The 13,226-nt window shown below is 28.4% G+C and carries 10 protein-coding genes; 1 reads left to right on the top strand and 9 read right to left on the bottom strand.

The genetic code is table 11. The features are described 5' to 3' along the window. Positions 1 to 414: 414 nt before the first annotated feature. The 9 genes from KGF52_RS17615 to KGF52_RS17655 all read right to left on the bottom strand — a co-directional run bounded on the left by KGF52_RS17615 (position 415) and on the right by KGF52_RS17655 (position 11,714). Positions 415 to 2,016 carry an N-acyl-D-amino-acid deacylase family protein gene (locus tag KGF52_RS17615; protein WP_227827651.1) on the bottom strand — a complete coding sequence of 534 codons (1,602 nt, stop codon included), beginning with the start codon at positions 2,014 to 2,016 and terminating at the stop codon, positions 415 to 417. Positions 2,017 to 2,127: 111 nt separating this feature from the next. Continuing rightward, positions 2,128 to 2,805 carry a hypothetical protein gene (locus tag KGF52_RS17620; RefSeq protein WP_227827652.1) on the bottom strand — a complete coding sequence of 226 codons (678 nt, stop codon included), beginning with the start codon at positions 2,803 to 2,805 and terminating at the stop codon, positions 2,128 to 2,130. Positions 2,806 to 2,817: 12 nt separating this feature from the next. Next, positions 2,818 to 3,513 (bottom strand): DUF5058 family protein, encoded by a 696-nt coding sequence (locus KGF52_RS17625; RefSeq protein ID WP_227827653.1) that lies wholly within the window; start codon positions 3,511 to 3,513, stop codon positions 2,818 to 2,820. A gap of 50 nt (positions 3,514 to 3,563) precedes the next feature. Further along, on the bottom strand, positions 3,564 to 4,763 hold the full coding sequence (locus tag KGF52_RS17630) for a membrane dipeptidase (protein WP_227841072.1): 1,200 nt from the start codon (positions 4,761 to 4,763) through the stop codon (positions 3,564 to 3,566). A 258-nt stretch (positions 4,764 to 5,021) separates the two neighbouring features. Continuing rightward, positions 5,022 to 7,067, bottom strand: a complete 2,046-nt coding sequence (locus KGF52_RS17635) for a sigma 54-interacting transcriptional regulator (protein WP_227841073.1) — start codon at positions 7,065 to 7,067, stop codon at positions 5,022 to 5,024. Between the two features lie 300 nt (positions 7,068 to 7,367). Continuing rightward, positions 7,368 to 8,177: an alpha/beta fold hydrolase gene (locus KGF52_RS17640; protein WP_227841074.1), complete on the bottom strand. Its 810-nt coding sequence runs from the start codon at positions 8,175 to 8,177 to the stop codon at positions 7,368 to 7,370. Between the two features lie 83 nt (positions 8,178 to 8,260). Next, the gene (locus tag KGF52_RS17645) at positions 8,261 to 8,791 is read right to left on the bottom strand and encodes a ferritin-like domain-containing protein (protein WP_227841075.1); all 531 of its coding nucleotides are present in this window, start codon (positions 8,789 to 8,791) and stop codon (positions 8,261 to 8,263) included. Between the two features lie 179 nt (positions 8,792 to 8,970). Beyond that, positions 8,971 to 10,320 carry a TldD/PmbA family protein gene (locus KGF52_RS17650; RefSeq protein WP_227827658.1) on the bottom strand — a complete coding sequence of 450 codons (1,350 nt, stop codon included), beginning with the start codon at positions 10,318 to 10,320 and terminating at the stop codon, positions 8,971 to 8,973. An 11-nt stretch (positions 10,321 to 10,331) separates the two neighbouring features. Continuing rightward, the gene (locus KGF52_RS17655; protein ID WP_227841076.1) at positions 10,332 to 11,714 is read right to left on the bottom strand and encodes a TldD/PmbA family protein; all 1,383 of its coding nucleotides are present in this window, start codon (positions 11,712 to 11,714) and stop codon (positions 10,332 to 10,334) included. Between the two features lie 231 nt (positions 11,715 to 11,945). Between KGF52_RS17655 and KGF52_RS17660 the strand changes: the two genes are divergently transcribed. Next, on the top strand, positions 11,946 to 13,160 hold the full coding sequence (locus KGF52_RS17660) for an FAD-dependent oxidoreductase (RefSeq protein ID WP_227841077.1): 1,215 nt from the start codon (positions 11,946 to 11,948) through the stop codon (positions 13,158 to 13,160). Positions 13,161 to 13,226: the final 66 nt, after the last annotated feature.

The following is a 13,226-nucleotide window of genomic DNA, read 5'->3' on the forward strand; positions in this document are numbered from 1 at the left end:
TATATATATTTTATAATATAATATTATTTTAATATATATAAAAAGTAATAACTATTTTTTATTATTTTCTCATTCTCTGATATTGAAACTCTCTTTTGCTAGATATTTTTTTAACATTTTCTAGAAGAAGTTTATCTTTATCTACTTACAAAAAATTTCTTTTTCAAAATTATAACCATTTATTTTCCCAATTTTTCTACATATTTCAATAAATAAAAATCTCAATTTTTTTATTATAAAAGTAAATTATTTTTTGTACATTTCTTATTGTACATGCTTTTTATTGTCCATATAAATTAAGATTTAATACTATTATAAAAAAACGAAGAGTGATTTTTATTTAAATAATATTCAAACTTCGTTTTTTTACTATCTATTTATTTAATTTCTAAATTTTTATTATTTTTTAATATTTTATCTTTTTAATACTTCACCACATTGATTTTTAGTAACTTTACCTTCTTCTAATGCAATTTTCCCATTTACAATTACATATTCAACACCTCTAGCTAATAACTGTGGATTTGAGAAGTCAATCTCTTCAGACCTAGGGTAGCTGTAGTTTTCCATATCAATTACTGTTATATCAGCTATTTTACCCTCTTTAAGTATACCTCTATCCTTTATTTTAAACTGGTTAGCTGGCAATGAAGTTACCCTTCTTACTACTTCTTCCAATCTAACACCTGATTTTTTATACATATCAAAGAAAATTGGAAATGCCCCTCTTCTTTGAAGCTCAAACCATGACATATCTCCACCTACACTAAACAAACAATCTGAACCAACCATAACAAATGGATTATTTATTATCTTTTTATCATGTAATTTATCAGGAAAATCTCCCCTGTACATTCCTCCTAGGCAAAATATAAGTTCTTCATCTCCATCTAAAAGTAAATCTAGTAATAACTTATTCTCATCTATACCTTTTTGTATAGCTATTTCACGTATTGATTTCTTTTCCATATCAATATTATTGGTATTTAGAAGTATTATACTTCCTCTATCTCCAAGTATAAATGCCTCTTTTAATATCAGGGCTCTTCCTTCTTCATTCCTAAGGGCATCCATAACGCCATCCATACCTAATTCAAACAAACTAGATGATATTGCCATAATAAATTGAAGTACTCTTTTTTTCTTCATACAATGTCCAGAACTTCTTGGTACTGTATCAACCATAATATCAACACCATTGTCTCTAGCATTTAATATCTCATCAAATGCATCTAGTTCAACTGGGCTTAAATGGGATACTTGTACTCTAGCTCCACTTTTTTCACCAACTTCTATAGTTTCTTTTACTGCATTATATCTTCCTATGTAATCCCTAATATGAGACGTATATATACCATCATGTTCTTTTATTAGTTTTGCAATCTCAACTAATTCATCAATATCAGCATACTTACTTGGTATATATGCCAATCCAGTAGATATTCCAAAAGCCCCACTTTTCATACCATCATTTATTATCTCTGTAATTTCTATTTTTTCTTCTTCTGTAGGTGGTCTATCTTTAGACCCTCCCATAACACTCCATCTTATAGTGCCATGACCCAATAGAAATCCCATATTAATAGCTATTCCACTATTAGATATAAGGTCACAATATCCTGTAAAACTATTCCAATGCTTATTTTTATCTATAAGATACTTTTTTTCTTCTTCAAGTAATAGACCATTCTTATACATATATTCATATACATTTTCAGAAGAATATGGTGTTATAGAATGACCACAATTACCATTTATAGTTGTTGTAACACCTTGTTTTAGGAATTTTTCAAATTTACCATCTAATATTGCTACTATTTCTTCATGAACATGAGGGTCAATAAATCCAGGTGTTACAACTCTTTTATGACAATCTATCATTTTATTTGTATCATCATTTATCTCAGAATCTATTCTCACTATTAAGTTATTTTTTATCGCTATATCTCCATAAAAACCATTTTGTCCAGTACCATCTACTATAAATCCATTTTTTAAAACTAAATCATATACCACATTATTCACCCCTTAAAATATAATTTTATTGCAGTAGCCTTTACTATAATTCTTTATATTTTAAACTTTTTACTTTTTTAATTTTACTAGCCTCTAAGTTTATATTTTTTACTAGTCCTTAAGTTTATCTTTATGCATAACTCTTGCAATCAATATAGTACCAAATACACATATAAGAACTACTAAAGACTGTGGTATTATACCTTGCTTTGATAATATAATAGTTAATACAGCTATTACAATTGCTACTAATCCTAGCTTTTTATCTTGTAAAAAAACTTGTCCAAATACTGACCCAAACAAAGCTGGTAAAATTAAATTCAATTTTTCTACTACTTCAGGTGGTATTTTAGACAATACACTTCCTCCTAAAATTACTCCAAAAGTCAAAATACTTATATTTACTAGAATAGATACAGCTATTCCTATAGTAGATATTATTGAACCCTCTTCAGTTCCTGATTCAACTTCTGCTGCTTTTTGAGCTGCTATTGAACATGGCAGTCTCATATTAGATATATTTCCAGAAAGAAAGCTCATATAAGTTCCTGGTATTCCTAAAATTGGTGAATAAGAAACTGGCTCTATTATGTAGTTTGGTGCACTCATACTAACGATTGCCATTGTACTTGCTAATAATGCTGATATTGGAGGCATAAGACCAAATCCAAAACTTAAAATTATTCCAGGAACTAATGCTGCTATAATACCTAAAGATAATGTCAATCTCCCATACCTTATCATAAAAGGTAAGTACTCTTCGTTGTATATAGATTTTACTTTACTCATAAAACTCCCTCCTTATATTATTGAACCTATTATCATTCCACTAAACATTGATATGGTAAGACCCCACTCTCTCAGCCATTTTATATTTTTCTTTTTTTCAATCATACATAGTATTACCATTATTATCATCCCACTTATACAAGCAATTGTTCCATTGTCAAAACGCAATACTCTATCAGCATTTAAGTATGCAAATGAACCTAACATTGCTCCTACAGATATTATTGGTATAAATGATTTCTTACCACTAGAAATAACATTCGTTATTTTATCTAACTTATGCCCAAATAATAATGTAAATATTATCCACCCTAAAGAACCTAATATCATAGTCCAAACTGCATTTGTAAATGCTACTTTTGTCATCTCAGGAGAACCCAAAGTTATCCCTAGTGCATCTGTTCCAAATCCAGCTGACATAGATTCAAAAATTACAGAACCTATAAATGATAATCTCATCCATGCTATAGGTCCACCCATAGTTACTATAAGTGAAACCATCCCAGCAAATATAGTCATTGATGGGCCTATAGCTGAAATAGCACTACTCTTAACAGCTGATTTTATTTGCTTGTCAGTTATCCCCATCGTCTTCCCAACTTTACAAGATTTTATAGCAAATACAAGAGATTGTACTACTACTATTGACACAGCTACTGTACTTGCTATCCACAAAAGTGGATGATTGGCTAATTTTAAATAATCCATTGCAAAAAACCTCCCTATAAATCCTCAAATTTTATTAAAATATTTAAACCTTATTTCCAGACCTTATTCAACACTCTAAGTATGTTTCCACCCAACACCTTTTCTATTTCCTCATCACTATATCCATGTTTTACTAAATATCTAACAATATTTTTTGAAGTTTCAGTTGGATTTTCAAGACCTTTCACATACTCTACTTTAGGATGTTCCTTTGTGCCAGTTATCTTTTTTATATCAAATTTAGCAGCTAACACTGAATGTAATTTAACATGGTCACCGTATACTGTATCCGGTCCAAAAGCTACATAGTCTATCCCTACTAAACTTTTAATATACTCAAAATGTTCCATAAATGACTCTATTGAATGTTCTTTGTTTTTTTCAGTTATTGTAGTATGTGGTGCTGCTTCTACACCTATAACCCCACCCTTTTTAGCACATGCTATTAGTACTTCATCTGGAGTCAATCTCTTTGTGTTCCATAGACTTCTTGCCCCAACATGACTCAATATTATTGGGTCTTTACTGTGTTCTATAACATCAAGTGTCGTTTGAACTCCAACATGAGAACAATCTATAGCCATTCCAATCTTATTCATTCTTTCAACAGCTTTTCTACCAAAATTCGTAAGTCCACCATCTTTTTCTTCTTTCAATCCTGAACCCAATGCATTAGATTCGCTGTATGTTATACCCATTAACCTTATGCCAAATCCATATAGAATATCTATTCTATCAAGTTCATTTTCTATTGGTGCAGCTCCTTCTAGGGTAGGTATCAAAGCTACTTTTCCTTCTTTTTTTGCTCTGTATATATCTTCTACTTTTTCACACTTTATAACAAAATCTTGATGAGCTAAGTCACATAATCTCATACCTAAATCAATTAATATATCATCCCATTTCCATCCTGAATTAGATGTTATTGTACATACACCATCCATTAAATTATCAAATATAGCATCATAATATCCTCTTGATAATGCCTCATAAGCACATCTTTGTTTACCTTCTCTATTGTATTCAAATATATCTCTTTCTAAATATTCTGGAAATAAAACAGGATGTTCATGTAAAGATATAAATACTTTTTCATCTACAATACTTTTAACCTTTGCTTCTTGAATATCATCTAACTCAATAAGATACTCATCAACTCTCTTGTCTCCCTTACACATTTCAATAGATGAAATATCTTTTCCCTTTTCCAAATAACTATAGGCTTCATATCCTTTATAAGCTGATTTCATAATAATTTCCTCCAAGTTCTACAATTTTTTTATATTTACACTATAAAGCAATTAACATGCCAAAATATAAATTTTAATTGTATACTCAATTATTATAAAAATAAAAACAGTAATAAATTGACGATTTACTACTGTTTATTAGAAATGTTTTTTTATTTTTAATTCACTATTTTAAAAATTATATTAATATTCAAAATTATCTTTATTTATTTCAAACTATTATAGGGGATTTTTAAGGTGTTTTTTTCTTTTGACACCCTATATTTTCCCCTTTATTTTTACATACGATATAAAATTTTTACCTTCATTAGTTATAAAGCTACCCTGTTTTTTTATACCAGATAATAACAATCCATGATTTTTTAATTTATCTATTCTCTGTCTTATTTGGTCTACACTCAAGATAACATCTTTTTCTTTTAAGATTTCTTGTAATTTATTTCTTCCTAATGATATATTTTTATTATTCCAAATTTCTATATTCTTCAATATACAAATACTTTCATTTAAAGAATTCGATTGTTTAAAATCCAAAATAATTGAATCAAACTTTTCATTGACTAAAATATTATTTTCTTCAAATTTAAATTGTTCTGGTAAATGTTCATAGTCCACGATATCTTCTTCTACTATAGTATCAATATAATATATTAAATTTTTAAGCTCTCTTACGTTGCCTGGCCACTTATATAATTTTAATGCCTCTATTGATTTTTCTGTAAAACATTTATTACTGTTTATTTCATTTAAAAAATACTCACTTATAAGAGGTACATCTTCTTTTCGCTCTCTAAGTTTAGGTATTTCTATATGTAGTACATTAATCCTATAATATAAATCTTCTCTAAAAGAACCTTCTTTAATTTTCTGTTTTAATTTTTTATTTGTTGCAGCTATAATTCTAACATCTATTGGTATGATTTTACTTCCACCCATTCTCATAACTTCTTTTTCTTGTAAAACTCTTAAAAGCCTTTGTTGTACATCTAAGGATATGTCACCTATTTCATCTAAAAAAATTGTCCCTGTATGAGCTCTTTCAAATATCCCCATTTTCCCACCTTTTATTGCTCCTGTAAAGCTTCCTTCTTCATAGCCAAAAAGTTCACTTTCAATAAGAGTATCTGATAAAGAAGATAAGTTAACTGCAATAAATGGTTTATTCTTTCTCAGAGATTCATTATGTATTGCTTGAGCAAATATCTCTTTTCCAGTTCCATTTTCTCCAAGTATTAAAACTGAAAAATCTGTAGCTGCTATTTTCCTTGCAATATTAATCTTTTCTTTTATTATCTTACTTTCACCCACAACATTCTCAAATGTGTACTTTGATACGAATCCTTTTGTCTGAAATTTATTATAGATTTTATCTTCAAGTGTTTGTATATCACTTATGTCTTTAATACTTATAATACTCTTTACACGTTCATGATTTTCATATACATTTACCTTATTAATTATAAGTTTTTTGTTATTTAGATTTACTACTTCATCATTAACTTCATCCTCTTGAAAAAACATTTTTTTAACAACCTTGTCACTAAACAAATCCATAAAGTTATTAGATATAATTTTATTTTGGTCTATTCCAACTAGATTTGAGAATATTTTATTACAGTATATAAATTTGCCTAATTTATCAATAGAGGCTATTCCTTCATCAATAATCTCTAAGAAACTCTTCATAGTTTTGTTCATAGTTGTATAATACCTATATCCACTTACAGTATCTTCATTATATTTTTCTTTAATAATATGTAATTTATCTATTGATATATTAAGTTTTGTAAAAATTTCTATGACTGTATTTATATCGATTATTTTATCACCTATATCAATTATTTGTTTTACATTTTGTGGCACATTATTTCTACTACCTGTAATAATTCCAACCTCGCAATTTACCTTATCACACCCTGGATAATATGGTATAAGATTAATATGAATTAAACCTAATTTTTTAATTATCTTAGCTGTTTCATCTGCTGACTCCTTATAATCATCTATAACCATAACTTCAGAATCATTTTCTATGCTAATTATCTGATTTATATTTTCAATATTTATTGTACGATGTATTATCACAATAGGTATATTTTTATCAATATTATTGTGCATATATTCTTTTATATCATTATCTGAACATACTATTAATTCATACTTTAATATCTCTATATTTATTTTATCTATGTAAACCATATTATCTATATTACAAAATTCTCCAAAAATATTTTCTAATTGTTCTGAGATATCCATATTTATTTTGTCATCAGTTGATACAAATAAAATATTATGTTTTTTCATATCACCACCTCCTGCTTACTGAATATAGAAAACAACAATTTGGTTTATTGTAGCACTTTTTGAAAAAATTTTAAATCTTAAAAGTCATATTTTATGCTATTTGGTAATATTTTCTACCAAAAAAAATAAAGGAGGTGTCTCAAAATGAACTTTTTAATTTATGAGGCACTCTTTTTTGTATGAAATCAACTAATCAACTATATTTTCATCATTTCAACAATGAAAAAGAGGCCTTTCTCTATTTTGAGACAGCCCCTTTTATATAACATCATCATATCTTTAATTATTAATAAAATATTTCTATTCCTCTAAAAACTGTAAAAATTCTTGATTAAATAATTTAAGCTCATCATAGAATATAGCATGACCGCTATACTCAAAAGTATATAAAACTGAGTCTTCTATCCTTTCATTCATAAAAACTGCAAATTCATATGGGCAAACTTGGTCTAATTTTCCATGGAATATACCTGTAGGCACTCTTACACATTTTAAATCATTAAATAGTTCTTCATCTCTTAAAGCTACAGCTGTTCCAATTGTTCCTATCCCTGATGCACTAAAACCAATATCATTAAACCACCTTCTAAAACTTTCTGATGGATTTGATGCAAACACTTTTTCCCCAAAATTAGTTACCATTTCAGGTCTATCTGTACATGCTTGAGCTATTAGCTTATTAACATCTTCACGTGTCATACCATATGGAAATTCTGGATGCCTTTTTACAAATGATGGTGCCGCCGCAGCAGCTAAGACTAGTTTTGATACTCCATATCCATTAAATAAACTCATATATCTAAGTACAATTGCTCCACCCATTGAAAATCCCACAAGAGTAAAATCTTCTAATTCAATAGCATGTACCACCTTATAAATATCATCAGCCATCTGACTATAAGTATATCCTCCTGCTGTTGCATCAGAGTTACCAAAACCTCTTAAATCAATTGAAACTGTTCTGTAGCCAAGTTTTGGCAGTATATTAGTTTGATATTCAAATATCTTATGTCCTAATGGCCAGCCATGTATAAATAGAACTGTTTTTTTAGCCTTTGGATTTAAATCATACACTGCTATATTTATGTCATTCACACGTACATAATACATATCATTAGCAACTCCCTTCAAGAAAATGTATGATAGTTGTTTTATATATATGAATAAAATAGTTAATAATTAAACATTATATTCTATTTACAGTACTTTTCTATTGCTTTTTTAAACAAACCTACATGAACCTTTTCATCTAAAATTATTCTATTTAATATAGCTTTTATATAAGGGTCTTCAATAATATTTATATCCTTATAATAATTCTCAATAGCCACATACTCTAAATGTAAATCCGATTTTAATCTACTACAAATAGAATCTCCATAAAATACAAAACCACCATTCCAATATGCACCACATGAACTTGAAGAACCTCTATATATAGGATTTCCACCTAATAATCTTATAGTTTTTGCTAATATCTCCATATGTAACATTTCTGTTATAGATATATTTATCCACATTTCATTTAACTCTTTATAATTTTCATCTAAATCAAAGTTATGGTATAAGTACTGATTTACACTTGTAAATTCACTTGATACACCAGCATAATCATCCATTAATAGTTCTGCATAATACTTATTTTTTCCCAATACTTTTATTTCTGGGTATGGCTCGTCACTTGAGTATCCCTTTCTCTTATGCATATCATAGTGTGCATTCATGGTATCTCCTCCTTTAGATTTAAATATTGATATTAATTATATGCATCAAAACTTTAACATATGCTTTTATTAGGATGGTTAGGGTTTAATAAATAACTTAAATTAATAAAAAATCCATGCTAATAGAAATTAACATGGATTCATATTTATCTTTATATTTGTGCAATTATTTTCTATCTCTATTCATCTTTTCCTGCTACTGATAATTCTTTAATAACAATTGAAGGTGAACCTATACTGCTCATTGGAAATTCTAAGTCATTCCCTATAACTTCAATATCTTTTAATAAATCAAAGTAATTACCAGCTACTGTAATTTGTTCTACTGGAAATGATTTTTTACCATCTTTAATATAAAAACCTTTAGCTGCTAAAGAAAAATCTCCTGTTACTGAATTTGCACCTGAATGAAGCCCTGCAAAACTAGTAACCATCAAACCTTCCCCTACTTCTTTCATAATATCATCTAAAGATATATTTCCTTTCTCTATATATAAATTAGTTGGATATATACTTATAGGTGATGCATATGAAGCTTTTATTCCATTTCCCGTAGTCTTTACTTTTGCTTTATTAGCGGTCTTTAAATTATGAAGTAATGTCATAAGTTTACCATTTGAAATAACTTCTTTTTTAAAAGTAGCTACACCCTCATCATCAAAAGGAGTAGATGCCATACCATTTTCTAAAAGTGGGTCATCAACTATTGTAACTATAGGAGATGCTATCATTTCTCCTTCTCTATCTTTCAACAAAGACAATCCTTTTTGAGCTGAGTCTGCATTAAATATTCCAGAAAATGTACTAAGTAAAGATACCATTGCTTCATTAAATAATATAGTTTTATATTTGCCTGATGGTATACTCTTTCCGCCTATTTTAGATAACGCATTTTCAACTCCGAGCTTTGCTATTTCCTTTGGATTTATTTCTTCAATAGTAGTTGCTATATTGTATCCTACTCCATCATATTTTTGTCCATTGTCTTGTATAACTGGTACTACAAACCCTATAAGCAGATTAGTTTTATTACTTAACTCTAATCCTTTAGTATTATATATGCCACTACTTGCTACTGAATAAGATATAGTACAACTAGATAAGTTTACTACCTTATCTGAATAAGCTTTAGTCTCTTCTTCCATTTGTAAAGCTAATTCAATCAACTTATCTGCTTCTAAATTTTCTAGTTCCTTAGAATAAGTCTTTACTTCATTATAGTATTTGTCGCCTTCATATATAAATTGTACATCTTCATTTTCGATAGCTCTTACCCCATCTTTTACATTTTTTATCAACATATCAACAGCTTTATCATCTAAAATTTCTGTATAAGAATATCCTATCTTCCCACTTATCTTTCCTCTAAATGATAAGCCAAAGGATTTATCAAGATTGTATTTCTCAACTTCTTCTTCATATATATTTATAATTAGATTTTCCACTGTGGAATAATACACTTCACACTCTTCAAAGCCTTCATTTAGAGCTTTCTTAAATAGTAAATCTTTAAAATTTTTAAGTTCCATACTTATTCCTCCTATCTTCCACCTACAGTAATTTCTTTTACTCTTATCATAGGTTGACCTACATTGGTTGGTATACTTCCTGACACTGAACCACACATACCTTGAGCTTGTTCTAAGTTATCCCCAACCATGTCTATATTCATAAGTACATCACTACCTTTTCCAATTAAACTAGCTCCTCTAACTGCTTCTTTTATTTCTCCATTTTTTATTAAATAACCTTCTGAAACTGCAAAATTAAACTCTCCTGTTACAGGATTTACAGAGCCTCCACCCATTTTTTTGGCATATAGACCATCTGATATTGACTTTATAATATCCTTTGGCTTATCTTCTCCAGCAGCAATATAAGTATTAGTCATTCTCGAAGTAGGAGCAAATTTATAACTCTGTCTACGAGAACTTCCTGTAGGCTTCATTCCCATTCGTCTACCATTAAGTTTATCTATCATATAAGACTTTAAAATTCCATTTTCGATTAAGATATTTTTTTGAGTTTTGTTTCCTTCATCATCTATGTTCATAGAACCCCAATAGTTTGGTATTGTCCCATCATCTATTGCTGTAATTTTTGTAGATGCAATTTGTTGACCTAATTTATCTGCAAATACAGAATTTCCTTTTGCAACTGCTGTAGCCTCCAAAGAGTGTCCACAAGCTTCATGAAATATTACTCCTCCAAATCCATTATCTATTGCCACCATCATATTACCTGCTGGGCAGTTTTTTGCATGTAGCATAGTATGTGCTACTCTAGCAGATTCTCTTCCATAGTATTCTGGGTCTATATCTTCAAATATTTCAAATCCCTTACATCCTCCAGGTCCTTCAAATCCCGTTTGATTTTCATTACCTTTAGATGCAATTGAACTTATTCCCAATCTAGTTCTTATTCTTCTATCTTCCACATAAATTCCTTCAGTATTTGCAATTAGTACTTTTTGGTCTTTATCTGAATAAGTTACATTTACTTGTGATATATCACTACTAAATTCTTTTGCACTTTTATATGCAATTTTCATGACATTTACTTTATCTATATTACCTATTGAATTTGGATAGATTTTTATATTATGTAGATTGTTTATTTTAATACTGCCATTTAATATAACACTCTTCCCCTCTTCTAACTTGCCTAAAGCAATAGCAGCTTTATACGCTATGTCTAATAAACTATTCAATGAATTATCACTTGTATATGCATATATACTCTTTAATCCTTTAAATATTCTTATTCCTATACCATAGTTTCTTCCACCTATTGCATTTTCTACTTTATTATCTATTAAGCCAATAGAATTATTTATAGTGTCTTCTTCAAAAATCTCAGCAAAATCTCCGCCAGTAATTAAACACTTTTCCAATACCTTTGAAACTATATCTTTTGAAAGCATAAATCTACCTCCTATTTTAAATTTTTATTTAACTTTTATTCAATCTTTTTTACTTGTTAATCATCATTATATACCAAATTACTTATGAATATATTATACATATGTTTTACACTAAAATGTTATCATATTTTTATTTATACATACCCATTTATATGAACAATTAAAATGTATAATATTATTTGTTATAGAAAATAATACACTCATACATAATAAACGTTAGGAGTGAAATATATGAATCAAGTATATGTAAAAGGCAAACCTATTTTTACTAGTATAAATAAAATTCCAAGACAATTTCCATACCTTACTAATGATATTGATACTGATGTTATAATTGTTGGTGGTGGTATAACAGGATGTATTTGTGCATACTATTTAGCTAAAAACAATATAAAATCAGTTATCCTTGAAAAAGGAAGGATTGCACATGGAAGTACTAGTGTAACCACATCACTTTTACAGTATGAATTGGATGATAATTTGATAGATTTAACAGAAGTCATGACTCTAACTGATGCCTTAAAAGCATACAATCTTTGTGTATCAGCACTTGAAGAATTAGATAAATTTATAGAATTACATGGAAATAAGTGTGATTATGCAAAAAGAGACACTTTGCTTTACACTGCCAGTAAACTTGAAATTAAAGCTATAAAAGAAGAATATAATCTAAGAAAAGAAAATGGATTTGATGTTGAATATATCAATGAATCTACAAACCCTTTTGGTTTTGATTTAAAGTCAGGATTGATATCAAAAAATGGTGGACGAGAACTAGACCCATATAAATATAGTCATCATCTCATTGATGTAAGTCTGAAAAAAGGTCTTGAAGTATATGAAAATACAGAAGTAAAAAAAGTAGACTTTTCAGATGATAAAGTAACAGCTGAAGTATCTTATGGCTATAAAGTTTATGGCAAAAAACTAATTGTGGCTACAGGATATAATACAAGTTTATTTACAAATAGAAACTTCGCAACTAAATCTAATACTTTTAATATAGCTACAAAACCACTTAAAGACATTGATTCTTGGAAAGACAATATTCTGATTAGAGACAATTGTGACCCATATAATTATCTAAGAACCACTAAAGATAATAGATTGATTATAGGTGGCGAAGATGTAGACTTCAGTGATATAGAAAATGAAACTTTAGCAAATAAAAAATATGACATTCTTGAACAAAGACTAAAAGGCATGTTTAAAGACATAAAAGATATACAAGTTGATTACAAGTATTGTGGTTGCTTTGCTTCTACTTTAGATAACTTAGGTTTTATTGGACCTGATAACAAAAATCACAACTTATGGTACTGTTTAGGTTATGGAGCTAATGGAATACTTTTTGCAATCCTAGGAGGTATAATGCTTAGTAAGCTATATCTTGGAGAAGAAGATAAAAATATGAGATTATTTAAGGTAAATAGATTTGACAAATAGATGTTATTATATATTAAAAGACTGTATTTAAAAAAGCTTTAGAATTCTAAAATCTTATTTTTATAC

It is taken from the genome of Clostridioides sp. ZZV15-6597 (assembly GCF_020657815.1).
In the GTDB taxonomy this organism is placed as follows: Bacteria; Bacillota; Clostridia; order Peptostreptococcales; family Peptostreptococcaceae; genus Clostridioides.

Bases quoted from the DNA above. Each gene is read 5' to 3' on its own strand.
- KGF52_RS17620 (WP_227827652.1), bottom strand. From the start codon at position 2,805: ATGAGTAAAGTAAAATCTATATACAACGAAGAGTACTTACCTTTTATG.
- KGF52_RS17660 (WP_227841077.1), top strand. From the start codon at position 11,946: ATGAATCAAGTATATGTAAAAGGCAAACCTATTTTTACTAGTATAAAT.
- KGF52_RS17650 (WP_227827658.1), bottom strand. From the start codon at position 10,320: ATGGAACTTAAAAATTTTAAAGATTTACTATTTAAGAAAGCTCTAAAT.
- KGF52_RS17645 (WP_227841075.1), bottom strand. From the start codon at position 8,791: ATGAATGCACACTATGATATGCATAAGAGAAAGGGATACTCAAGTGAC.
- KGF52_RS17655 (WP_227841076.1), bottom strand. From the start codon at position 11,714: ATGCTTTCAAAAGATATAGTTTCAAAGGTATTGGAAAAGTGTTTAATT.
- KGF52_RS17625 (WP_227827653.1), bottom strand. From the start codon at position 3,513: ATGGATTATTTAAAATTAGCCAATCATCCACTTTTGTGGATAGCAAGT.
- KGF52_RS17630 (WP_227841072.1), bottom strand. From the start codon at position 4,763: ATGAAATCAGCTTATAAAGGATATGAAGCCTATAGTTATTTGGAAAAG.
- KGF52_RS17635 (WP_227841073.1), bottom strand. From the start codon at position 7,067: ATGAAAAAACATAATATTTTATTTGTATCAACTGATGACAAAATAAAT.
- KGF52_RS17640 (WP_227841074.1), bottom strand. From the start codon at position 8,177: ATGTATTATGTACGTGTGAATGACATAAATATAGCAGTGTATGATTTA.